Origin of the sequence: Solwaraspora sp. WMMA2059, from assembly GCF_027497315.1 — a bacterium.
Lineage (GTDB): Bacteria > Actinomycetota > Actinomycetes > Mycobacteriales > Micromonosporaceae > Micromonospora_E.
Genome location: NZ_CP114908.1, coordinates 1,157,496 through 1,179,304, shown reverse-complemented (window position 1 = coordinate 1,179,304; position 21,809 = coordinate 1,157,496). Strand labels below are relative to the sequence as shown.

Below are 21,809 nucleotides of genomic sequence, written 5' to 3'. Positions count from 1 at the left end.
GCGGCTGTCGGAGACGTGCACATGGACAGCGACGTGCTGGGCCGGTTCCGGCCGGCGTTGGCGCAGCTCGGCGACCGGGCCGACGTCCTACTGCTGGCCGGCGACCTGACCCGCCACGGAACGGAGTCGCAGGCGCGGTGCGTGGCCGACGAGTTCGGGGATCTGCCGGTCCCGGTGGTGGCGGTGCTGGGCAATCACGACCACCACTGTGACCAGGTGCCGCAGCTGGTCGGGATACTCAACGACGCGGGGGTCACGGTGCTTGACGGCGACGGCGTGGTGGTGGACTGCCCCGGCGGCCGGCTCGGGGTGGCCGGGGTCAAGGGGTTCGGCGGCGGGTTCGCCGGGCGGTGCGCCAGCCGGTTCGGTGAGCCGGAGATGAAGGCGTTCGTCGCCACCACGGCGGACGCCGCCGACCGGCTAGGGGCGGCGCTGGTCGACCTGGACTGCGATGTACGGGTGGCGTTGACCCACTATTCGCCGGTGCCGGAGACGCTCACCGGCGAGCCGCCCGAGATCTACCCGTTCCTCGGCTCCTACCTGCTGGCCGAGGCGATTGACGCGGCACCGACCGACCTGGCGGTGCACGGTCACGCCCATTTCGGCACGGAGCGGGGCACTACACCCGGAGGGGTACAGGTCCGTAACGTCGCCCATCCGGTGATCAAACAGGCGTACAGCGTGTATTCGCTCGCCGGGTCGGTCCCTTGACCAGACCGGTGAAGGTTTCCGTCGCCGGTCGCAAGGGTATTCAGCGGCCATGGAGCTACTTCTCTGGATTCTCGCAGTCGTCCTGGTCGTCGCCGGCGTTCTCGCGCTGTTCCGTCGGCAACTGCTCTGGGGCATCGTACTGATCGTCGTCGGGCTGCTCGTCGGTCCCGGCGGCGTGAGCCTGTTCGCTTGACGGTGCCGGGCGAACCCCCGGCTCCTTCGACCGACATCGACCTGACCACATCGACCCCGAGCCTGCCGGGGCCGCCGGAACCGGCCCGGTCCTCCCCACCGTGGACCGGCGCCGGCGGCCCCGGCCTGATCTGTTCCTGGAGTCGCGATGCGCTCGTGGTGGGGTTTCCCGGTGTTCCTCGGCCTGGTGGCGGCGGCCGCAGCGGTCGGGGCGTTCGCCGCCCGCGACGCCGGTTCCCGTTACGCCGAACTGGTCCAGCCGTCCTGGGCACCGCCGTCCTGGCTGTTCAGCCCGGTTTGGACCATCCTGTACGTGCTGATCGCCGTCGCCGGATTCACCGTCTGGCGGCGCGCCGGCGTCGGCCTGGCGATCGCCAGTTGGCTGGCCCAACTGGTGCTCAACGCCGCCTGGACACCGCTGTTCTTCGCCGCCGGCCGGTACGGTCTGGCGTTCGCTGAGATCGTGCTCCTCTGGCTGCTCGTCGGTGCCACCGTGGTGCTGTTCTGGCGGGTGTGGCGACCAGCCGCCCTGCTGATGGTCCCGTACTGGGGCTGGGTCACCTTCGCCGCCGCGCTGAACCTGTCCATCTGGCAGCTCAACAGCTGAGTAGCGGGTCAAGGTTTCCGAATCGTTACTGGCTCGTAGCTGGTCAGGACTGGACGCGCTTCCATTGCAAGCGCTTACATATGAAGACGCCCAGACAGCAACCGACCGGCGCAGCCAGACCGCAGGGACGCGGGGCCCGCCGGCTAGGAAGGGAGAACGCTCCATGGCGGTCTTCACCAGACCACGCCAGGCCTCCGCGCTCGCCAGCGTGCTCGGGCTGGCCCTCGCCTCGACGGCGTGTGTTTCCGACAGCGGCACCAGCGCGGACCCGGATTCCGAGGAATGCGCCCCATACAGTGACTACCAGGGCAACGACGGCACCGAGGTGACGATCTACGCCTCGATCCGTGACGCCGAGGCGGACCTGCTCGAGCAGTCCTGGAGCGAGTTCGTCGACTGCACCGGCATCGACATCCGCTACGAGGGCAGTGGCGAGTTCGAAGCCCAGCTGCAGGTGCGGGTGGACGGCGGCAACCCGCCGGACATCGCCTTCATCCCGCAGCCCGGCCTGCTCGGGCGGTTCGCCGAGGCCGGCCAGCTGCAGGCCGCCTCCGACGAGACCAAGGCGATGGCCGAGGCCAACTACAGCGAGGACTGGCTGGCGTACGGCACGGTCGACGGCACCTTCTACGGCGCCCCGCTCGGCTCCAACGTCAAGTCCTTCGTCTGGTACTCGCCCAGCATGTTCGCCGACAACGGCTGGACCGTGCCGGAGACCTGGGACGACCTGATCACGCTCAGCGACGAGGTCGCCGCCACCGGCACCAAGCCGTGGTGCGTCGGGGTCGAGTCCGGTGACGCCACCGGCTGGCCGGCCACCGACTGGATCGAGGACATCATGCTCCGGACCCAGACGCCGGAGGTCTACGACCAGTGGACCACCCACGACATCCCGTTCAACGACCCGCGGGTCGCCGAGGCCGTCAACCAGGCCGGCTCGATCCTCAAGAACGAGGAGTACGTCAACGGCGGCTTCGGTGGCGTGGACAGCATCACCGCGACCTCGTTCCAGGATGCCGGCACCCCGATCCTCGACGGTGACTGCGCGCTGCACCGGCAGGCCAGCTTCTACGCCAACCAGTGGCCCGAGGGCACCGAGGTGGCCGAGGACGGCGACGTCTTCGCGTTCTACTTCCCGACCAACGACCCGAGCGCCGGCCAGCCGGTCCTCGGCGGTGGCGAGTTCACCGTGGCCTTCGCCGACCGGCCCGAGGTCCAGGCGGTGCAGACCTACCTGGCCTCGCCGGAGTACGCCAACAGCCGGGCCTCGCTCGGCAACTGGGTGTCGGCCAACAGCGGGCTGGACATCGCCAACGTGGAGAACCCGATCGACCGGCTCTCCGTGGAGATCCTGCAGGACGAGAACACCACGTTCCGCTTCGACGGTTCGGACCTGATGCCGGCTGCGGTCGGCGCGGGCACCTTCTGGCGCGGCATGGTGGACTGGCTCAGCGGCCAGAGCACCGCCGAGACCCTCGACTACATCGAAGGCTCCTGGCCGACCAGCTGACACCACGCGGCCGGCCCACCCACGAGCACACCGGGGGTGGGCCGGCCGCGCCATAGCTGGCTCCGGTCGACGATCCGTTGGGAGGGCGGATGTACTTCGACTTCGCTGAGCAGTACCCGAAGCTGTTGATGCTGCTGTACGGCCTGATCGCGTTCGTGGTGATCGTCGGCGGCATGCTGCTGTTGCTCGACGCGGTGCCAAGCTGGTTCGCCCGCCGACGGGAGCAGCGGCTGATCGCGGCCAGCGCCGGTGGTGGCGGCGGATCGATGCCGATCGGCCGACCCCGGCGCGGCGGCGAAGGCATGTTCGGCCTGTTCTTTCTGCTGCCGGCCCTGCTGCTACTCGGCATCGGGCTGGTCATTCCGGCCCTGCGCACCACCGTCCTGTCGTTCATGGACGGACGCAGCGAGAACTGGGTCGGCCTGGAGAACTACCGCTGGATGTTCTCCCAGGACGAGATCATCCAGGTGCTGACCAACACCCTGATCTGGGTGATCCTGGTGCCGACGGTGGCGACCGCGATCGGCCTGCTCTACGCGATCATGGTGGACAAGGCCCGGTTCGAGGCGCTGGCCAAGTCGCTGGTCTTCATGCCGATGGCGATCTCCTTCGTCGGCGCCAGCATCATCTGGCGGTTCGTCTACGCGTACCGGGGCGGCGAACAGGAGCAGTACGGCCTGCTCAACTACCTGGTCACCCTGTTCGGCTTCGAGCCGCAGCGCTGGCTGCAGCTCAACGCCCCGCTGAACACGCTGCTGCTGATCGTGGTGATGATCTGGATCCAGGCCGGGTTCGCGATGGTGGTGCTCTCCGCCGCGATCAAGGCGATCCCGGCCGACATCATCGAAGCCGCCCGCCTCGACGGGGTGAACGCCTGGCAGATGTTCTGGCGGGTCACCATGCCGAGCATCCGCCCGGCGCTGATCGTCGTGGTGGTGACCATCTCGATCGCCACCCTGAAGGTCTTCGACATCGTCCGGACGATGACCAACGGCAACTACGACACCGGTGTGATCGCCAACGAGATGTACAACCAGGCGTTCCGTTACGGCCAGAACGGCTACGGCTCGGCCCTGGCGGTGTTCCTGTTCGTGCTGGTCATCCCGATCGTCATCTACCAGATCCGTAACCTGCGCAAGCAGCGGGAGGTGTGACACCCGTGACCACCACCACGCCCCCCGTGGCCGCTCCGGCCAGCAGCGGGGAGGAACGGCCCCGTACCCGGGTCGGCCGGGTCCGCAAGCGGCTCAACACTCCGACGGCGACGATCGTCGCGATCGTCATCGCGGTGATCTGGACCATTCCGACCTTCGGTCTGTTCGTCTCCTCGTTCCGACCGGCTGAGGAGATCCGGACCACCGGTTGGTGGACCTTCTTCACCAACCCGCAGGTCACCCTGCAGAACTACCAGGACGTACTGTTCGGCCGGTCCTCGTCGTCCGGGCAGTTGTCCAGCTACTTCATCAACTCACTGGTGATCACCATCCCGTCGGTGCTGTTCCCGCTGGCCTTCGCGGCACTGGCCGCGTACGCGCTGGCCTGGATCAACTTCCGCGGCCGGGACCTGATCTACATCTGCATCTTCGCGCTGCAGATCGTGCCGCTGCAGATGGCGCTGGTGCCGTTGCTGCGGTTCTTCTCGCAGGGCACCACGATCGGCGGCGTCACCATCACCCCGCCGTGGGGGCTGGACAGCTACGAACGCTATGTCCAGGTCTGGTTCGCGCACACCTGCTTCGCACTGCCGCTGGGGGTGTTCCTGCTGCACAACTTCGTGTCGCAGCTGCCCAAGGACCTGATGGAGGCGGCCCGGGTCGACGGGGCCAGCCACCCGAAGATCTTCCGGACCATCGTGCTGCCGCTGATCGCCCCGGCGCTGGCCGCGTTCGGCATCTTCCAGTTCCTCTGGGTCTGGAACGACCTGCTCGTCGCGTTGATCTTCGCGGGTGGTGAGAGTCGGGTGGCGCCACTGACGGTACGGCTGGCCGAACTCGCCGGCACCCGAGGTGACCAGTGGCAACGCCTGACGTCCGGTGCCTTCGTCTCGATCATCGTGCCGTTGATCGTCTTCCTCTCCCTGCAGCGGTATTTCGTCCGAGGGCTGCTGGCCGGCAGCGTCAAGGGCTGACCAAGGGCTGACGCCGGCCGCGACCGCGCGGATGGCGAGGTGATGATCCATGACCAGAATCGACGACGTCGCCCGGCTGGCCGGGGTCTCCACCGCGACCGTCTCGCGGGCCCTGCGGGGCCTGCCGACGGTCACCGAGGCGACCCGGCTGCGGGTCCTCGACGCCGCCGCGCAACTCGGGTACATCGTCTCGCCCAGCGCATCGCGGCTGGCCGGCGGCAAGACCCGCGCCGTCGCCGTCGTGGTGCCCCGGATCACCCGCTGGTTCTTCAGCACCGTCGTCGAAGCCGCCGAGAACACGCTGCAGGAAGCCGGCTACGACCTGCTGCTGTACAACCTCGGCGGGCGGGAGAACGCCCGGCAGCGGATGATGCTGCACACCGCCAGCCTGCGCCACCGGGTGGACGCGTTGATGCTGGTCGCCACCCCGCTGCACCGGTCCGACTTCGCCGCCATCTCCGCGTTGGGCATGCCGGGGGTGACGGTCAGCTCCGGCACCGGCGTACCCGGCTGGCCCAGCATCCGGATCGACGACGTGGCCGCCGCCCGGACCGCCACCGGCCACCTGATCGGGCTCGGGCACCGGCGGATCGCCCACATCTCCGGCAACTCCGGCGAAGAACTGGCCTTCACCGCCCACCTGGACCGTCGCCGCGGCTACCGGGAGGCGCTGGTCGCGGCCGGCCTCACCCCGGACCCGGCGCTGGACGTGGAGGGCGACTTCACCATCGCCGGCGGCGGGCTGGCCACTACCGAACTGCTGCGCCGCGGCCCGGTGCCGACCGCGATCTTCGCCGCCTGCGACGAGATGGCGCTCGGCGCCATCGCCGTCCTGCGCCAGGCCGGACTGCGGGTGCCGGCCGACGTCAGCGTGATCGGCATCGACGACCACGACGTGGCCCGGGTGGTCGGGCTGACCACCGTCGCCCAACCTGCCGCCGAGCAGGGCCGACTGGCCGCCGGCACGCTGCTCGGCCCACTCGCAGCCGGAACGCCGCCCGGCCCACTCGCAGCCGGCCCACTTGCCGGCACCGCCGGCACGCCGACCGACACGGTGACCCTGCCCACCCGGCTGGTGGTCCGCGAGTCGACCGCGCCACCCCGAGAAACGGGATGACCGCCACCGCGTGAAACCGGGTAACCGCACCGGCCGACCTGGTAAACCCACGTACGAGGCACCGCTGACCCCGCCGCCAGGGCGTTCCTGGCAGCGGGGCAGCCCGCCAACCGAGCTGAGTTGAGGAGCACACTGGTGAACACGCCATCGACCCGTACCCGTGACGGTGCCGGCACCGAATGGTGGCGGGAGGCGGTCATCTACCAGATCTACCCGCGGTCGTTCGCCGACTCCGACGGCGACGGCATCGGTGACCTGCCCGGCGTCGTCGCCCGACTGGACGACCTCGTCGCCCTCGGCGTCGACGCGATCTGGCTGTCACCGTTCTACCCGTCGCCGCAGGCCGACGCCGGCTACGACGTGGCCGACTACCGCGACGTCGACCCGATCTTCGGCCGGCTGGCCGACGCCGACCGCCTGATCGCCGAGGCCCACGACCGGGGGCTGCGGGTGATCGTCGACCTGGTGCCGAATCACACGTCGTCGGCGCACCCCTGGTTCGTCGAGGCGCTCGGCGCCGAGCCGGGCAGCCCGGCCCGGGACCGGTACATCTTCCGCGACGGCCGCGGCCCAGATGGGGACCAGCCGCCGAACAGCTGGCGGTCCGTCTTCGGCGGCCCGGCCTGGACCAGGACCGACAACCCGGACGGTACGCCGGGCCAGTGGTATCTGCACCTGTTCGACGCCGGCCAGCCCGACCTCAACTGGGACTCGACGCAGGTCCGCGACGAGTTCGTGGCCATCCTGCGGTTCTGGCTGGACCGGGGCGTCGACGGCTTCCGGGTCGACGTGGCGCACGGCCTGGTCAAACAGGCCGACCTGGCCGACTGGCACTACCCGGAGGAAACCACCTCCGGCAATCACGTCGACCAGCCCCGGCCGCCGATGTGGGACCAGGACGGCGTACACGAGATCTACCGGCAGTGGCGGTCGGTGCTGGACGCGCACCCCGGTCAGCAGATCCTGGTCGCCGAGGCGTGGGTGCAGCCGGCGGAGCGGCTCGCCGCGTACGTCCGGCCGGACGAGATGCACCAGGCGTTCAACTTCGAGTACCTGGAGGCGGCGTGGACCTCCGAGGCGCAGCGTACGGTGATCGAACGGTCGTTGGCCGCCACCGAGGCCGTCGGCGCGCCCACCACCTGGGTGTTGTCCAACCATGACGTGCTGCGCCACGCCACCCGGCTGGCGCTGCCGATCGGCGCGGCCCGGCCGCGCGGCATCGGCGCGAACGACCCGCAGCCGGACACCGCGCTCGGGCTGCGCCGGGCCCGCGCCGCCACCCTGCTGATGCTGGCGCTGCCCGGCTCGGCATACCTCTACCAGGGTGAGGAGCTGGGTCTGCCGGAGCACACCACGCTGCCGGACGAGGTCCGGCAGGACCCGACCTGGCGGCGCACCGACCACACCGAGCGCGGCCGGGACGGCTGCCGGGTGCCGATCCCGTGGGAGGCGGACAGCCCGTCCTACGGGTTCGGGCCGACCGACGCCAGCTGGCTGCCGCAGCCACCGGTGTGGGCCGAGTACGCCCTCGACCGGCAGCGCGACGTGCCGGGGTCGACCTACGAGCTGTACCGGACGGCGCTGCGGCTGCGCCGCGAGCTGGGGCTCGGCGCCGGCCGGCTGCGGTGGCTGGAGTCGCCGGAGGACGTGCTCGCCTGCTGCGTCGACGAGGTGACCGTGGTGACGAACTTCGGTGTCGAGCCGGTGTCGCTGCCGCCGGGCACCGAACCGCTGATCGCCAGCGGTCCGCTGACCGGCAACGGGCGGGTGCCGACCGACGTCACCGTCTGGGCCCGGCAACGTCAGTGACCGTGGGTTCACCGGCCCGGACGTCGAGCAGGCGGTGCACGTCGGCGATGTCGCCCGGCGCCGACCGGGACGCCAGCCAGTACATGATCCCGGTCGGGATGAAGAACAGCTGGAACACGGCCAGGCCGACGGCGTAGTTCAACGGCGGTGGGACGACACCGCCGACCGCCCGCAGGGCGACCGGCAGCAACGCGTTGCCGGTCGCCCGCCCCACCCCGTTGACCAGGTTGCCGAGGCTGTAGACGGTGCCCCGGTGCTCCGGCGGATTGACGTCGGCGATCAACGCGAACCAGTTCGGCGAGTTCGCCGACGTCAACGCCAGGGCGAGCAGTGCGGTGAGGAAGCTCAGCCCGATCGTCGGCTCGGTGAACACGCCGCGCAGCACGGCGGCGGTCACCGCACCGGCACCCGCGCCGTCCGGCACGTCGATGCGCATCGGGACGAAGAACAACACCAGGTAGAACGGCACCGCCGCGAGGATGCCGACCGCCGCGACCAGGGCCCGACCCCGGGGGGTACGCCGCTGCAGCCGGTCGCCGACCAGCCCGCCGACGATCGACAGCGCGCCGCCGAGTTGGAACAACGTGGCGAAGACGCTGCCGACGATGATCGCCGTACCGGCGGTGTAGCCCTGCTCCTCGGCGCGGGCCCGGAACAGCGCCGGCAGCCAGACCAGCGAGCCGAACGCCACCTGGGCGGTGAGCCCTTGCGCCACCAGCCAGACGTTGGTCCGCCGCCGGGCGATCGTCGGCAGGTCGGCCCGGCTGATCCGGTGCTCGTACTCGCCGCCGGCGGCGAACCGGTCGGCCAGCTCCGGCTGGCTCTGTCCGCGCCGCACGTCGACGGTGAACAGGTACGCGACCGTGGCGACCAGCCCGGCGGCGGCGAGCACCAGGAACGGCCGCCGCCAGTCGGCGTGCCCGAGCAGCCCGCCGAGCAGGGTGCCGGCCAGCGTGCCGACGCCCTGCGACAGCCCCCAGAAACTCATCACCAGGCCCCGCCGGCCGGGGGTGATCAGGTCGCTGACCACGGAGAAGCCGACCGAGGCGACCGCGCCGAGGCCGACGGCGGCGACGAGCTGCGCGGCGAAGAACACCGGGTAGCTGCCGGCGAGGGCGGTACCGGCCGCGCCGAGCCCCCAGATCACCGTACCGGCCATCAGCAGCGGCTTGCGGTCGCCGCGGTCGCCGACGTACGCCCAGCCGACCGCGGCGACCGCGCTGACCAGGAAGGTCGCGGCGGTGACCGCGCCGATCGCCCCTTCCGGTACGGCGTACGTGTCGGCGATGCTGCCGTACAGCGGCGGGACCAGCCCGATCGCCACGTTGTCCAGCGAGGCGAGCACGATGAACACGACGACGCTGTAGACGCGGTGCACCCGCCCGCCGGTCAGCGACATGCCGATGAGTATGAGTCAGCGCGCCGTCGATCGGTGCGCGGGCCACCGTCAGCAGAGCAGAATGTCCAGCACGCTTGGCCCAGCCTGATAGGCTTCTCTGCGTGGGTCAGCACTCCGAGGACGATCTGCGGGCGGTCATCGCCAGATACGAGGCGACCAGGTCAGCCGCTCTGACCTCACGAGACGAGCAGTTGCGGGCGTTCCACGCGGCCGGCTGGCGGCCGGTGGACCTGCAGCGGGTAACCGGATACAGCCGGGAGACGATCCGCCAGGCCCTGCGACCGGAGGTCCGGCAGGCGTCCAACCGCAGCCGACGCAAGACCGCACCGCAGCCGCCGGCGGACTACCGCCCCTACGGGGACCGCAAGCCGTACGTCGTGGCCGACAACCTCACCGCGCTGACCGGCCCGACCGCAGGCGTGGTCACTCTTCCCCGGCATATGGACTGGTCCGGCAACGCGGAGTACGACCTGAGCCGGCCCGCTCGCCTCGCCAGTATGTACAAGGTGGTGCTCGCCGAGGCCGCCACGGTCGACGACCTGAACACCTGGATCAACGCCGACCTGCTCCGGCGGCTGTGGCCCACGCTCTGGCTGCCGCCCCAACTGCGGCGACTCTGGGAGGAGACCTTTCCCGAACTCGTCGCCACCGGCACGAACGCCGCATAGCAGTGGACGCCTTTCACGAACGACTCGCCCGCACCGGGCTTGCCGCCGCCCGCCGGTACGGTTTCGCACTCGCCGGCGGCTACGCCGTCCAAGCCGCCGGCCTGCTCGAACGCCCCAGTGAGGACGTCGACCTGTTCACGGCCTCGGACCGCCGCGACGAATTCAGCACCGCAGTCACCGCCGTCGTGGATGGCTACCGCGACGACGGCCTGACCGTCGACATTGAGCGACGTACGACACGTTCGCCCGGCTGACGGTCTCCGACAGCACCCGTGTCTCGAAGGTGGAGCTGGGTGTGGACTGGCGCGCCAACGAACCCATCCTCATGGCGATTGGACCGGTGCTCCACCCTGACGACGCGGTCACGAACAAGATGAGCGCTCTCTACGGGCGAGCATACGCCCGCGACTTCATCGACATCGACGCCACGCTCCGATCCGGCCGCTACACCCAGGAAGCCCTCCTCGATCTCGCACAGCACGCCGACCGCGGCTTCGACCGACGCATCTTCGCCGACGCGCTGGGACAAGCCAGTCGGCTCGATCCCGACGAATTCGCTCCGTACGGCGTCACCGACCAGGCGCTGGACGACCTCCGCGATCAGTTCGCCGCATGGCGCCGCAAGCTACTCGACGGGCAGCACCCAACGTCTTGACCCGCAAGGTCGTCGAGGCCGGCGGCGAGTTGACACGTCCGTTGCGACCGGATTTCGGCATTGATATGTCCGGCGACGCGGCTCGCGTCTGCTTTCCGCTGGGGCGAGAACCTACTGGCGGCGTGACCGACGGTGTTGGAATGCTATCGGGATGGCCGTTCGGGAAGCTGTGCCGTCGTTCGTCCGGTCTTCGCCGTACTGGCCGGTGGTGAGGCATCGGGTTCTACAGCGGCTGCTTCCCGGGTTCGCGTTGTCGTATGTGGGCGAAGGCATGAGCCTGCTCGCGGTCAGTTGGCTCGCGATCCAGTTGGTGCCTGAGCGCAGCGCCGGGGTCTGGGTGGCGGTGGCGGTCGCCGCATACACGCTGCCGGGCGCGCTCGGCACCGTGCTGTTCGGCCGGCTGCTGAACGGTCGCAGTGGTGCCCCACTAGCGGCGTGGGACGCAGTCCTGCGGGCGGTGGTACTGGCGATGATCCCAGTGGTGTATCTCGCCGGCGTACTCGACATCGCGCTGTACGCCCTGCTGTTGGGGCTTTCCTCGCTGTTGCGGTCCTGGGGGTCGGCGGGCCGGTTCACCCTCATCGCCGAACTGCTGCCGCAGGAACACCGCCTGGCGGGCAATGCGCTCATCGGCCTGTTCGCCGAGGCGTCGATGCTGGTCGGTCCGGCATTGGCGGCGATCCTCATCGGTGTCGGCGGTCCCGTCCTCGTCATCGCCGTCACCGCCGCGACCTTCGCCGTCCTCGCGATCACCTACCTGGTCGCCGTGCCGAGGACCGCCCGTGCCCCGATCGAGCAGCGGCAGGCGTCGAGCCTGGCCGGCTTCACCGCGATTCGGCGCGACCGCACCCTGTTGGGCCTGTCCGCCCTGACCTTCGGATTCTTCTTCCTCTACGGACCGGTGCAGTTGGCGCTACCGATCCACGCCGTGCAGACACTCGGCGGCTCGGTCGGTGCCCTCGCCGCGTTCTGGACGGTGTTCGGGGTCGGAGCGATCGTCGGCGGCTTCGCCGCCGGCTACCTCCGCCGCTGGCCACTGTGGCCGACTACCATCGCCATCGTGCTCGGTTGGGGGGCGGCGCTGCTGCCACTCGGCCTCGGCGCACCCACCGGCATCGCCCTCGCCGCGTTCGCGATCGGCGGACTGATCTGGGCACCGTTCCCCGCCACCACGATGGCCCTGCTGCAACGCTCCACCGACGGCACCATGAGAGCACCCGTACTCGCCGCGTACGCCGCCATCGTGACCCTGTCCGTGCCGCTCGGCACCATGGCCGGCGGGCCACTGATCACCGGCATCGGCGCCCAACCCACCATCGTCGCCTCGGCCGTGCTGACACTGGCCTTCGGCGCGGCGGCGGCAGGTATCGCGTTGTTCAGGGCGTACCGATCGAAGCACGGCAGGCAGGAAGTCCACGACCAGCCAGGCGAGCCCATACAAGGTGCTGACGGCTCGGTCCCGATCGCCGCAGGCACCAGTGCGGCGCACCAGGATCAGCCCTGATCCACGGGCTTCAGGTCGACGAGCCGGAATGAGGGCAGCCCGCGTCGGCGGATCAGCCACTCGGCGACGATCACGTTGGGCAACCAGGACAGGAACGGCACGGCGGCGTAGGCGGTCTCGAACAGCAGGTCCGGGTCCGCGTCCGGTCCGGCGAACGGCAACTGTACGACGATGAGGACGCCGACCCACGAGCGCAGGGTCACAGCAGCGAACGTCAACGCGTAGTTGCGGATCATCCAGGCCTGATGCTGACGCAGGTCCCGCCGCCGCGCGGTGTCGAACCCGCGCCACGCCGTGAACGCCCACAGCAGCGCGACTGCGCCGAACCCGAAGAAGCCGACCATCCGGGCCTGGTTGAACGGCAGCATCACCAGCGCGCTCACCGCCGCGACGCCGACGGTGAGCAGGTACGCCACGCCGACCGAGCGGTGGGCCATCGGCCAGCGGCGGCGCAGTCGCTGGGAGAACTGCCACGGCCCGAGCAGCAGCGCGAGCGACCCGAGGGCGACGTGGACGTAGAAGGCCCACCGGACCTGCAGCGGCGCGTCCACGTAGGTGCGGGCCAGCCCGGCACCGTCGTCGGCGAGGGCGCGCAGGTCGGCGCTGGCGTAGGTGTACAGCGAGAATCCGCCGATCGCGAGCGAGGTGAGCAGCACCGCCGTCCAGCCGGTGCGGGACCGCCGCACCGGTCTTCTGCTGGTCGTTCGCACCGGTGGTGACGCCACCACTGCCGTGTCGCTCATGACCGCCCCCTTGGCAAGTATGTAAGTGCCATTCACAATGTAAGTGACGTCAACATACGGCCTGATGTTAATGTCGTCAACATGGCAGCTGGGGCCACTCGCCGGACGTACCACCACGGAGCGCTACGCGATGCGCTGCTCGCCGGTGCCCGGGAGTTGCTGGCCGAACGCGGCGCGGAGGCCTTCAGCCTCAACGAGCTGGCCCGGCGGGTCGGCGTCAGCTCCGCAGCGCCGTACCGGCACTTCACCGACCGCGAGGCGCTGCTGTCCGCGCTGCGTGACGAGGGGTACGACGCATTCGGTGCCGCTCAGCGCGCAGCCGCCGCGCAGGCAACCGACCCCGCCGACCGGATCATCCGCCTGGTCGCCGCGTACCTGCGCTTCGCCGAGGAGAACAGCGCGATCTTCGGCATGATGTTCCGGTACTGGTCGTGGGCCGAGGTGCGGCCCGACACCTTCGCCCCTCTGGTGGGGGCGGTGGCCGAGGCGCAGGAGGCGGGTTTCCTGCCCGCCGGTCAGTCCGCCACCACGCTGGCCCGCACCATCTGGTGCACCGTTCATGGCCTGACCACCCTGCGTCTCACCGGTGGCCTGACGAAACTCGGCCTGGACGCCCCGACGGACCAGCTGATCCGCGACACGTTCGCGGCGATCCTGCGCGACCCGGCCGGCTGAGATTGACGTCGTCGAGGTGAGGCTGACGCACGCTATTTTCGTGTTTTAACGTGCGTCAGCCTCACCTCGACGAACGCGGAGGAGCCCCGGGACCGTGGCGACTGGGGCGGGGTCCTGGGGCTCTGTGTGCTCCGGCTACGGAAAGCGGTTCGTCGCGGGCTCAGGCGTACGCCTTGGCCAGCTCGACGAAGCTCGACCACGACGACGGGGCGAACGCCAACGAGCCGCCGTCGCGGTTCTTGGTGTCCCGGACGTAGACGCGGCCCGGCAGGTTGTCGGCCACCTCGACACAGTTCGCCGAGTCGGACCTGGTGCTCTTGCGCCAACGCGCCTCGGTCAGCTCCATGTCTCGATCGCCTCCATGATCATCTCGTGGGACTGCTGGCCGGGCAGAGCGTACCCCCGGATCGTCTCCCAGTCCTCTTCCAGCGCCTCGGTGGCATCCGTGGCTTCGATCAGCCGCCCTTCCAGGTGGCCTTCGAGGAAGCCGACCGTCCGGCCATCCACGGTCGCGAGCACCATCGGCCCGAGCACCCCGGGATAACCCCCGGTGGCAAATGGCACGATGTGCACCTGCACGTTCTGCCGTTGGTTGGCGTCGGCGATCGCCTTCAACTGGTCGCGCATCACCTCCGACCCGCCCACGGAGCGGCGTAGCACCATTTCGTCGAGCACCACCACCAGTCGGCAGGCGTTGGTGGCCCGGGTGACGATTTCCTGCCGGTCCAGTCGGGCGGCCAGGGTCGGCTCAAGCTCCTCCGGCCTGGTGTTGAGCGCCTGCAACAGAGCCCGCGCGTACGCCTCGGTTTGCAGCAGGCCGGGCATCACCATCGGTTGGAATATCCGCAGCAGTCTCGCGCGCCCCTCGTACTCGACGAACGGGCGGTACCACACCGGGGTCCACTCGCCACGGATGAACTGGCGATAGAACTTCACGAACCCGGTGCCGTACGCCCGGTCGACCGCCCCGAGGTAGTCCGGCAGCGCCGGCCGCTCGCCGCGCTCCACCGCCCCGACGTGCGACGCCGAGAAGTGCAGGCGCTCACCCCAGGACTCCTGGGTGAGCCCCAGCATCTCTCGGACGCGACGGAGGTCCTCTACCAGATACTCGCTCGCAGACATAGCCTTTCACGTCCCCCAATTCATCACGGCGCACCACTGACCGGTGCCGGACGATTGCTGGAGCCACCCGTCGGAGCGCCATGGCCACCTAGTCACCCTCGGTCGCCATTCATCTTCCGCCGAGTGGGGCTGGCAGTCCAGGGTGGAAATTGACGGATACCTCGATCGTCTTCACCCGAAGGGGGAACAGTGCCCAGGAATGACGGCATCGGCGGAACTCCCCGCCTCGCCCGGTACATCTCGTTCAGATCTGCGGACCATTCGGCAGCATCCATTCCCGACCCGCCGGACCGGCTCACCCGGTCCCCCGAGCTGTCCCGGGTGGTCCACGACGCGAACTCGACCGCCCGTACCCACATCCCGAACCGAACCACCGGCGAGTGTCACCGGTGCGGCGGCGTGCCTGGACCCTGCCGGCCGTTCCTGCGGGCGATCGCCATCCTGGACCGGTGGGACCCCAGTAGCGCCCGGCGGATCCGAGCCGTGCTCCATCTCTCCGGGCTGATGACCGCCGGCTACCCGCACGACGACCAGGACGAGTCCGCCGGATCGTACGGAGCGTCGGACGATGCCTGACGACGAGGCTCTGGTGTGCCCCGGTGATCTGGTGGCGCTGCGGCAGTGCGACCACGTGGACGGCAAGCGCCCGGTCCGGCTCCGGGTCCAGGAGGTCTGGCCCTCCCCCGAGTGGCGCTCGTGGGTGCTGCTCTACGGCAGGGAAATCAACGACGAGGAACCTGACCGCGACGGCAAGGCGGTCGGGGTCCAGGCGTTCAAGGACGTGCTCGGCCGGCCGGGCGTTGTGATCAAGGCGGACCGGAGGCTACCGCCCGGTCCCTGCTGAACGCCCGTCGGTCGGCCCGCCGAAATCTCCCCGGGCGGGCCGACCGACGGGTCAGCGGCGGGGTGCCGACGACGGCAGCACAGGCCCCACGCCGCCTGGCTGAGCGCCGCCGCTTTGCGTAACCGCCGGAGTTCCTTTACCAGAAACCTGCTGCCGCTCATAGACCTTCGCGCCCCTCAATTCAACACCGGACGCCACGCGCCGGCCACCGGCACTCCCGACCCCACCCACAGCCCTTCCGCGTCACCACCGAGTCACTCCGGGTGGTCATCCATCTTCCGTCGACGGAGGGTGGCGGTCCAGGATGGAAATTGACGGACAGCGTCCCCTGAACGCCCCGGGGCGCAGCACATCCCACCGGTCTTTGGAACCCCGAGGGGGGCCGGCAACCCCCGACCGGGTGTCTCGGACGGGAGACCCGGGAAGCTGCGCCTCGGGGTCCGCACCTGCGATGCCAGGGAGAGGGCTCCGCCGCGAGATCAGCCGGCGGTGACCCGGTTCAGGACGTGGTCGCGGGCGTCGGCGTACCGGGTGCGGATGGCGGGCACCGCGTCGGCTGCGTACTCCTCGGTGTCGGCCGGGGTCCAGTCCGGCGCGTCGGCGGTGCCCAGCGCCAGCCAGGCGGCCTGCCGGGCGGCACCGTCGGCGACGTACTCCCCCGGCGGCGGCACCAGCACCGGGCAGCCGAACACCTCGGGCGCGATCCGGCGTACCGCCGCAGAGCGCGCCCCGCCGCCGACCAGGATGACCCGGCTGACGGCCGCGCCCTGCGCGACCAGGGCGTCCAGGCCGTCGGCGAGCGCGCAGAGCATGCCCTCGACGGCGGCCCGCGCCAGATGCGCGGGGGTGCTGGTGGCCAGGGTGAGCCCGTGCAGTGAGCCGGTGGCCGTCGGCCGGTCCGGGGTGCGTTCCCCTTCGAGGTACGGCACCAGCACCAGCCCGTCGGCGCCGGCCGGCGCGCTCAGCGCCAACTCGGCGAGCCGCTCGTGGTCGACGCCGAGCATCTTCGCGGCGGCGTCGAGCACCCGGGCGGCGTTGAGGGTGGCGACCAGTGGCAGGAACCGGCCGGTGGTGTCGGCGAAGCCGGCGACCGTGCCGCTGGGGTCGGCGGCCGGGGTGTCGGCGACGCTGAACACGGTGCCGGAGGTGCCGATCGAGACGATCACGTCGCCGGGGCGGGCACCGACGCCGAGCGCGGCGGCGGCGTTGTCACCGGCGCCGGGGCCGAGCGGAGCGCCGGAGCGCAGCGCACCGGCCGGGTCGGTGGGGCCGAGCACCGTCGGCACCAGCGGCGTCCGGCCGAAGGCGTGTTCGAGCAGGTCGGGGCGGTACCGGCCGGTGGCTGCCGACCAGTAGCCGGTGCCGCTGGCGTCGCTGCGGTCGGTGCGCAGCGCGGCCAGGTCGCCGGTGCCGGCGAGCCGCCAGGTCAGCCAGTCGTGCGGCAGGCAGACCGCAGCCGTACGGTCGGCCGATGCCGGCTCGGTGCGGGCCAGCCAGCGCAGTTTGGTGATGGTGAAGCTGGCCACCGGCACCAGGCCGACCGCGTCCGCCCAGGCCTGCCGGCCGGCGGTGCCGCCGCCGAACTCGTCGATCAGTTCGGCGGCGGCACCGGCCGAGCGGGTGTCGTTCCACAGCAGGGCCGGCCGGACCACCTGGCCGGCCTCGTCCAGGCAGACCATGCCGTGCTGTTGGCCGGCGACGGCGGCGGCGGCCACGTCGTCCAGCCCGCCGGCGGAGTCGACGGCCTGTTGCAGCGCCGTCCACCAGGCGTCCGGGTGCACCTCGGTGCCGTCCGGGTGCGCCGCCCGGCCCTCACGGACCAGCTTTCCGGTGTCCGCGTCGCGGATCACCACCTTGCACGACTGGGTCGACGAGTCGACGCCGGCGACGAGGGTCACGGCTGGGCCTCCATGCGGGGGTCGGGCGGGTTCGCGCTGAACGGTACGGGGTCAGCGGGCGGCGAGCAGGTGCTCGACGGCGAGCTGGTTGAGGCGGACGAAGTGGAAGCCCTGCTCGGCGACGGCCTCCGGGTCGAAGTCCTCGAAGCTGGCCCGGTCGGCGAGCAGGTCGGTGTAGGTCTCGCCCGGGTTGAGGGTGGGTACGGCCAGGTCCGGAACCTTGCTGGCGGCCAGAGCCTCCTGCACCTCGGGGTCGGCCCGGAACGCGGCGGCCCGCTCCTTGAGCAGCAGGTACGTGCGCATGTTGGCGGCGGCCGACGCCCACACGCCGGTGTAGTCCTCGGTGCGCGAGGGCTTGTAGTCGAAGTGCCGGGGGCCGTCGTAGGCGGGGGTGCCGTCGGGGCCGCCGTTCTCCAGCAGGTCGACCAGGGAGAACGCGTTCAGCAGGTCGCCGTGGCCGAAGACCAGGTCCTGGTCGAACTTGACGCCGCGTTGGCCGTTGAGGTCGATGTGGAACAGTTTGCCGTGCCACAGGGCCTGGGCGATGCCGTGGGTGAAGTTGAGCCCGGCCATCTGCTCGTGGCCGACCTCGGGGTTGAGGCCGACCAGCTCCGGGTGGGCCAGGCTGGAGATGAACGCCAGGGCGTGGCCGACGGTGGGCAGCAGGATGTCGCCGCGCGGCTCGTTGGGCTTGGGCTCGATGGCGAAGCGCAGGCCGTAGCCGCGGTCGAGGACGTACTGGCCGAGCAGGTCGACGGCCTCGCGGTAGCGGTCGAGCGCGGCCCGGATGTCCTTGGCGTGGTCGTACTCGGAGCCTTCCCGGCCGCCCCACATGACGAAGGTCTTCGCGCCGAGCTCGGCGGCGAGGTCGATGTTGCGCAGCACCTTGCGCAGCGCGAACCGCCGGATGGAGCGGTCGTTGCTGGTGAAGCCGCCGTCCTTGAAGATCGGGTGGCCGAACAGGTTGGTGGTGACCATCGGCACCACCAGGCCGGTCTCCTCCAGTGCCTTGCGGAACCGGGCGATGTGCTGGTCGCGGCTGGCCGGGTCGGAGCCGAACGGGATCAGGTCGTCGTCGTGGAAGGTGATGCCGTACGCGCCGAGGTCGGCGAGCTGGTGCACCGCCTCGACGGCGTCGAGCGGGCCTCGGCTGGCGTCGCCGAACTGGTCGCGGGCCTGCCATCCAACGGTCCAGAGCCCGAAGGAGAATTTGTCGGCCGGCGTGGGCTGGACTGTCATGGTGACCTCCGCGTAACACGACAGATTTGTTTAGTGATTGAATTATTTTCCCGACGTGTGGCATTGTCAAGGCCATGCGCACGCCAGAATCCCCGCTCCGCCAGGCTGGCCTGCGCGAGCACCACCTCGGCCTGGTGCTCCGCCAGGTCGCCGCCGCCACTCGCCCACCGTCCCGCGCCGAGATCGCCGCGACCACCGGGCTGACCCGGGCCACCGTCTCGGCCCTCGTCGACGAGTTGATCGGTGGAAGCCTGCTCACCGAGGTCGCACCGGTGCCCCGGACCGGGGCCGGCCGACCGGCCACCGGCCTGACGCTCGCCGCCGACGGGCCCGCCGGTCTCGGCCTGGAGATCAACGTCGACTACCTGGCCGCCTGCCTGGTGGATCTGTCCGGAACGGTACGCCATCGGGCGGTGCTACCGGCGGATCAACGGCCACACCCGCCGGAGCTGGTGCTGGCCCGGCTCGCCGCGCTGGCCGGCGAGGTGCTCACCGCGCCGCAGGCGCGCGATCTCCCGCTCGCCGGCGCCGCGCTGGCCGTACCCGGGCTGGTGACCCGGGACGGGCTCGTCCGGCTCGCGCCGAACCTCGGCTGGCACGACGTGGACGCTCCGGCCGTGCTGGCCGCCGCCGGCAGCCCGCTCGCCGGCGTACCGCTGACCGTGGACAACGAGGCCAACCTCGCCGCCCTGGGTGAGCTGCACGCCCGCCACGGTGAGCCGGCCGACTTCGTCTACGTCTCCGGCGAGATCGGCATCGGTGCCGGGATCGTGCTGGACGGTCGCCTGTTCCGGGGCACCCGGGGGTGGAGCGGCGAGCTCGGCCACCTCGCGGTCCGGCCGGACGGACCGAGCTGCCGCTGCGGGGCACGCGGCTGTCTCGAGCAGTACGCCGGTCAGGAGGCGATCCTGCGCTCGGCCGGCCTGGCCGGGCAGGGGCTGACCGCCACCGAGGCGCTGCGCCAGGTCGCCGAGCGGGCGGCAGGCTCCGAGCCACAGGTGCGCCGCGCGTTGACGGCGGCGGCCGCCGCGCTCGGTGTGGTGCTCGCCGGGGTGGTCAACCTGCTGGATGTGCAGACCATCGTGCTCGGTGGCATCTACGCACCGCTGGCCCCATGGCTGTCGCCGGCCGTCGAGGCGGAGATAGGTCGACGGGTGCTGACCGTCGGCTGGTCACCGGTGACCGTCCGGGCCTCGCTGCTCGGCGCCGAAGCGGCGGCGACCGGCGCGGCCGGCGCGGTGGTCCGGGCGGTACGCGACCACCCGGCCCCCTGGCTGGCCGCTGGCTTACGCCAACGGCCAGCAGAGCCCGCCCGTAGCCGAGGAGAGTAGGTACCGCAGCCCAGGTCAGTACGCGCCGCGGCCGTTGACGACCGCGCCGAAGGTCTTCCACAGGATGGTCAGATCGCTGGCCAGCGACCAGTTCTCCACGTAGTAGAGGTCGAGCCGGATGCCGTCCTCCCAGGACAGGTCGGACCGGCCGCTGACCTGCCACAGGCCGGTCATTCCGGGCTTGACCAGCAGCCGGCGGGCGACGTCGCCGTCGTAGCGGGCCACCTCCGACGGCAGCGGCGGTCGCGGCCCGACCAGGCTCATGTGGCCGAACAGTACGTTGGCCAGCTGTGGCAGCTCGTCGAGCGAGTACTTGCGCAGGAACCTGCCGACGCGGGTGATACGCGGGTCGTCGCGCATCTTGAACATCAGCCCGTCGGTTTCGTTCTTGGCCGCCAGCTCGGCGAGCAGCTTGTCGGCGTCGACCACCATCGTGCGGAACTTGTAGACGTGGAACTCCCGCCCGCCCTGGCCGACCCGGACCTGCTTGAAGATGACCGGGCCCCGGCTGTCGATCTTGATCGCCAGGGCAAGCAGGGTCAGGATCGGCAGCAGCAGGGTCACCGCCAGCAGCGACACCGACCGGTCGACGAAGCCCTTGACCAGCTTGCGGGTGCCCCGGAACTCGGGTGCCTCGACGTGGATCAGCGGCAGCCCGGCGACCGGCCGGGTGTGGATCCGCGGGCCGGCCACGTCGGTCAGCGCCGGGGCCAGCACCAGGTCGATGCCGGTGCCCTCCAGTTGCCAGCCGAGCCGGCGCAGCCGGGTGGCGGTCAGCTCCCCCGACGCGGTGACCGCGACGGTGTCGGCGCCGGTGGCGGCGGCGGCGTCCGGGATGTTGCGGAACGAACCGGCGACCGGCACGTCACCGAGCCGCTGCGGCACCGGGGCCAGCAGTGCGTCCGGGATGCAGGCGCCGACCACCCGGTAGCCCGCGTACGGCTCCCGCCGCAGGGTGTGCACCAGCTCCAGCACGTGCGGGGTGTCCCCGACCACCAGCACCTTGCGGAACCACCCCGTCCCGGTGGCCCGCTGACGGTGCAGGTACTTGCGGGCACCGAACCGTCCGGCGACCAGACCGACCGTGCCGACCGCGAAGGCCACCGCCAGGAAGCCCCGGCTGATCCCGACGTTGGCGACGTAGCCGATGATCGCCACGGTGCCGGCGAGCCGAAGGCTGGCGGTGATCACCCGCCGGTACTCGTCGGCGCCGTAGCCGAGCACCCGGTCGTCGTAGCAGCGCAGCAACTTCAGCGAGGCCAGCCACGCGATCATCAGGCAGGGGGTCGTCAGGACGTAGGGTAGATCCGCTCCGGTGGCTTCCTCTGCACCGAAACGCACCAGGTAGCCGGCCAGCACGGCGGCGCAGAGCACGCCGATGTCAAGGGCTGCGATCGCCCGAATGTAGGCACGCTGTCGCGCGTGCAGCGCTGCGGTGGGCGCTCCCGGTGTGGGTTCCGGTTGCACCACCGCAGCGTTGACCAAAGTCGCCGACGTCACTAGCCCTCCCCAGCTTGCTCGAGTCGACGCAGACCCCGGGCACCTCGCTGGCCCGTCGTTGGTACCGGTGGTGCCACGGCACCCCGATATCTTGGCCCACCATCCGGCAGGGCCGAAGCTTGCGACAGATTACCGTCAGTCGGCCAGAGGGCTTCCA

21 protein-coding genes and 1 pseudogene are annotated in these 21,809 nt (G+C 70.7%); 15 read left to right on the top strand and 7 right to left on the bottom strand.

The features are described from left to right. The first annotated feature begins 21 nt into the window (after nucleotides 1–21). The 8 genes from O7553_RS05250 (at nucleotide 22) to O7553_RS05215 (ending at nucleotide 8,074) form a co-directional block, all read left to right on the top strand. Nucleotides 22–711 (top strand): metallophosphoesterase, encoded by a 690-nt coding sequence (locus tag O7553_RS05250; protein ID WP_281555481.1) that lies wholly within the window; start codon nucleotides 22–24, stop codon nucleotides 709–711. 49 nt (nucleotides 712–760) lie between these two features. Further along, nucleotides 761–904 carry a GPGG-motif small membrane protein gene (locus tag O7553_RS05245; RefSeq protein ID WP_199757467.1) on the top strand — a complete coding sequence of 48 codons (144 nt, stop codon included), beginning with the start codon at nucleotides 761–763 and terminating at the stop codon, nucleotides 902–904. A gap of 147 nt (nucleotides 905–1,051) precedes the next feature. Continuing rightward, a complete protein-coding gene (locus O7553_RS05240; RefSeq protein ID WP_281553735.1) occupies nucleotides 1,052–1,510 on the top strand; it encodes a TspO/MBR family protein in 459 nt (152 codons plus the stop codon). Between the two features lie 163 nt (nucleotides 1,511–1,673). Next, nucleotides 1,674–3,020 carry an ABC transporter substrate-binding protein gene (locus O7553_RS05235; RefSeq protein WP_281553734.1) on the top strand — a complete coding sequence of 449 codons (1,347 nt, stop codon included), beginning with the start codon at nucleotides 1,674–1,676 and terminating at the stop codon, nucleotides 3,018–3,020. An 89-nt stretch (nucleotides 3,021–3,109) separates the two neighbouring features. Continuing rightward, nucleotides 3,110–4,174: a sugar ABC transporter permease gene (locus O7553_RS05230; protein WP_281553733.1), complete on the top strand. Its 1,065-nt coding sequence runs from the start codon at nucleotides 3,110–3,112 to the stop codon at nucleotides 4,172–4,174. Nucleotides 4,175–4,179: 5 nt separating this feature from the next. Further along, nucleotides 4,180–5,148 carry a carbohydrate ABC transporter permease gene (locus tag O7553_RS05225; protein ID WP_281553732.1) on the top strand — a complete coding sequence of 323 codons (969 nt, stop codon included), beginning with the start codon at nucleotides 4,180–4,182 and terminating at the stop codon, nucleotides 5,146–5,148. A gap of 49 nt (nucleotides 5,149–5,197) precedes the next feature. Continuing rightward, complete coding sequence (locus O7553_RS05220; RefSeq protein ID WP_281553731.1) at nucleotides 5,198–6,265, top strand: LacI family DNA-binding transcriptional regulator; 1,068 nt, start codon at nucleotides 5,198–5,200, stop codon at nucleotides 6,263–6,265. Nucleotides 6,266–6,400: 135 nt separating this feature from the next. Beyond that, nucleotides 6,401–8,074: a glycoside hydrolase family 13 protein gene (locus O7553_RS05215; protein ID WP_281553730.1), complete on the top strand. Its 1,674-nt coding sequence runs from the start codon at nucleotides 6,401–6,403 to the stop codon at nucleotides 8,072–8,074. On the opposite strand, the gene O7553_RS05210 is transcribed toward O7553_RS05215, so the two are convergent. Next, nucleotides 8,046–9,473 (bottom strand): MFS transporter, encoded by a 1,428-nt coding sequence (locus tag O7553_RS05210; RefSeq protein ID WP_281553729.1) that lies wholly within the window; start codon nucleotides 9,471–9,473, stop codon nucleotides 8,046–8,048. The two genes, O7553_RS05215 and O7553_RS05210, sit on opposite strands and share 29 nt — an antisense overlap. 101 nt (nucleotides 9,474–9,574) lie before the next feature. On the opposite strand from O7553_RS05210, the gene O7553_RS05205 reads away from it, so the two are divergent. From O7553_RS05205 to O7553_RS05190, 3 genes and pseudogenes are all read left to right on the top strand, one after another. Then, nucleotides 9,575–10,141: a hypothetical protein gene (locus O7553_RS05205; protein WP_281553728.1), complete on the top strand. Its 567-nt coding sequence runs from the start codon at nucleotides 9,575–9,577 to the stop codon at nucleotides 10,139–10,141. A gap of 2 nt (nucleotides 10,142–10,143) precedes the next feature. Then, a pseudogene (locus tag O7553_RS30120) lies at nucleotides 10,144–10,796 on the top strand (nucleotidyl transferase AbiEii/AbiGii toxin family protein). 205 nt (nucleotides 10,797–11,001) lie between these two features. Beyond that, nucleotides 11,002–12,300: an MFS transporter gene (locus tag O7553_RS05190; protein WP_281553725.1), complete on the top strand. Its 1,299-nt coding sequence runs from the start codon at nucleotides 11,002–11,004 to the stop codon at nucleotides 12,298–12,300. Here O7553_RS05190 and O7553_RS05185 read toward each other — a convergent pair. Beyond that, complete coding sequence (locus O7553_RS05185; protein WP_281553724.1) at nucleotides 12,291–13,043, bottom strand: DUF2306 domain-containing protein; 753 nt, start codon at nucleotides 13,041–13,043, stop codon at nucleotides 12,291–12,293. The genes O7553_RS05190 and O7553_RS05185 overlap by 10 nt on opposite strands. A gap of 81 nt (nucleotides 13,044–13,124) precedes the next feature. Here O7553_RS05185 and O7553_RS05180 point away from each other — a divergent pair, with 81 nt between their 5' ends. Then, the gene (locus tag O7553_RS05180) at nucleotides 13,125–13,718 is read left to right on the top strand and encodes a TetR/AcrR family transcriptional regulator (protein ID WP_281553723.1); all 594 of its coding nucleotides are present in this window, start codon (nucleotides 13,125–13,127) and stop codon (nucleotides 13,716–13,718) included. 160 nt (nucleotides 13,719–13,878) lie between these two features. Here O7553_RS05180 and O7553_RS05175 read toward each other — a convergent pair whose 3' ends face one another. Both O7553_RS05175 and O7553_RS05170 read right to left on the bottom strand, forming a co-directional pair. Continuing rightward, complete coding sequence (locus O7553_RS05175) at nucleotides 13,879–14,064, bottom strand: DUF397 domain-containing protein (protein ID WP_281553722.1); 186 nt, start codon at nucleotides 14,062–14,064, stop codon at nucleotides 13,879–13,881. Beyond that, entirely contained in the window at nucleotides 14,055–14,840 is a 786-nt protein-coding gene (locus O7553_RS05170) for a helix-turn-helix transcriptional regulator (RefSeq protein ID WP_281553721.1), read from the bottom strand. The genes O7553_RS05175 and O7553_RS05170 overlap by 10 nt, the downstream gene beginning before the upstream one ends. Nucleotides 14,841–15,029: 189 nt before the next feature. Here O7553_RS05170 and O7553_RS05165 point away from each other — a divergent pair, with 189 nt between their 5' ends. Both O7553_RS05165 and O7553_RS05160 read left to right on the top strand, forming a co-directional pair. Continuing rightward, nucleotides 15,030–15,416: a hypothetical protein gene (locus O7553_RS05165; RefSeq protein WP_281553720.1), complete on the top strand. Its 387-nt coding sequence runs from the start codon at nucleotides 15,030–15,032 to the stop codon at nucleotides 15,414–15,416. Beyond that, nucleotides 15,409–15,684, top strand: a complete 276-nt coding sequence (locus O7553_RS05160) for a hypothetical protein (RefSeq protein ID WP_281553719.1) — start codon at nucleotides 15,409–15,411, stop codon at nucleotides 15,682–15,684. The genes O7553_RS05165 and O7553_RS05160 overlap by 8 nt, the downstream gene beginning before the upstream one ends. 479 nt (nucleotides 15,685–16,163) lie before the next feature. Here the strand turns inward: O7553_RS05160 and xylB are convergent, their stop codons facing one another. Both xylB and xylA read right to left on the bottom strand, forming a co-directional pair. Beyond that, complete coding sequence (gene xylB / locus O7553_RS05155; RefSeq protein ID WP_281553718.1) at nucleotides 16,164–17,582, bottom strand: xylulokinase; 1,419 nt, start codon at nucleotides 17,580–17,582, stop codon at nucleotides 16,164–16,166. A 51-nt stretch (nucleotides 17,583–17,633) separates the two neighbouring features. Continuing rightward, nucleotides 17,634–18,821: a xylose isomerase gene (gene xylA / locus O7553_RS05150; protein ID WP_281553717.1), complete on the bottom strand. Its 1,188-nt coding sequence runs from the start codon at nucleotides 18,819–18,821 to the stop codon at nucleotides 17,634–17,636. A gap of 74 nt (nucleotides 18,822–18,895) precedes the next feature. Here xylA and O7553_RS05145 point away from each other — a divergent pair, with 74 nt between their 5' ends. Further along, entirely contained in the window at nucleotides 18,896–20,152 is a 1,257-nt protein-coding gene (locus O7553_RS05145; protein ID WP_281553716.1) for an ROK family protein, read from the top strand. A 15-nt stretch (nucleotides 20,153–20,167) separates the two neighbouring features. Here the strand turns inward: O7553_RS05145 and O7553_RS05140 are convergent, their stop codons facing one another. Further along, entirely contained in the window at nucleotides 20,168–21,622 is a 1,455-nt protein-coding gene (locus O7553_RS05140) for a sugar transferase (protein WP_281555480.1), read from the bottom strand. Between the last annotated feature and the right edge of the window lie 187 nt (nucleotides 21,623–21,809).

What these genes read in the sequence shown, in the direction of transcription:
- O7553_RS05250 (WP_281555481.1), top strand. Translation starts at nt 22, where the DNA reads ATGGACAGCGACGTGCTGGGCCGGTTCCGGCCGGCGTTGGCGCAGCTC.
- O7553_RS05245 (WP_199757467.1), top strand. Translation starts at nt 761, where the DNA reads ATGGAGCTACTTCTCTGGATTCTCGCAGTCGTCCTGGTCGTCGCCGGC.
- O7553_RS05240 (WP_281553735.1), top strand. Translation starts at nt 1,052, where the DNA reads ATGCGCTCGTGGTGGGGTTTCCCGGTGTTCCTCGGCCTGGTGGCGGCG.
- O7553_RS05235 (WP_281553734.1), top strand. Translation starts at nt 1,674, where the DNA reads ATGGCGGTCTTCACCAGACCACGCCAGGCCTCCGCGCTCGCCAGCGTG.
- O7553_RS05230 (WP_281553733.1), top strand. Translation starts at nt 3,110, where the DNA reads ATGTACTTCGACTTCGCTGAGCAGTACCCGAAGCTGTTGATGCTGCTG.
- O7553_RS05220 (WP_281553731.1), top strand. Translation starts at nt 5,198, where the DNA reads ATGACCAGAATCGACGACGTCGCCCGGCTGGCCGGGGTCTCCACCGCG.
- O7553_RS05210 (WP_281553729.1), bottom strand. Translation starts at nt 9,473, where the DNA reads ATGTCGCTGACCGGCGGGCGGGTGCACCGCGTCTACAGCGTCGTCGTG.
- O7553_RS05185 (WP_281553724.1), bottom strand. Translation starts at nt 13,043, where the DNA reads ATGAGCGACACGGCAGTGGTGGCGTCACCACCGGTGCGAACGACCAGC.
- O7553_RS05180 (WP_281553723.1), top strand. Translation starts at nt 13,125, where the DNA reads ATGGCAGCTGGGGCCACTCGCCGGACGTACCACCACGGAGCGCTACGC.
- O7553_RS05175 (WP_281553722.1), bottom strand. Translation starts at nt 14,064, where the DNA reads ATGGAGCTGACCGAGGCGCGTTGGCGCAAGAGCACCAGGTCCGACTCG.
- O7553_RS05170 (WP_281553721.1), bottom strand. Translation starts at nt 14,840, where the DNA reads ATGTCTGCGAGCGAGTATCTGGTAGAGGACCTCCGTCGCGTCCGAGAG.
- O7553_RS05160 (WP_281553719.1), top strand. Translation starts at nt 15,409, where the DNA reads ATGCCTGACGACGAGGCTCTGGTGTGCCCCGGTGATCTGGTGGCGCTG.
- xylA (WP_281553717.1), bottom strand. Translation starts at nt 18,821, where the DNA reads ATGACAGTCCAGCCCACGCCGGCCGACAAATTCTCCTTCGGGCTCTGG.
- O7553_RS05145 (WP_281553716.1), top strand. Translation starts at nt 18,896, where the DNA reads ATGCGCACGCCAGAATCCCCGCTCCGCCAGGCTGGCCTGCGCGAGCAC.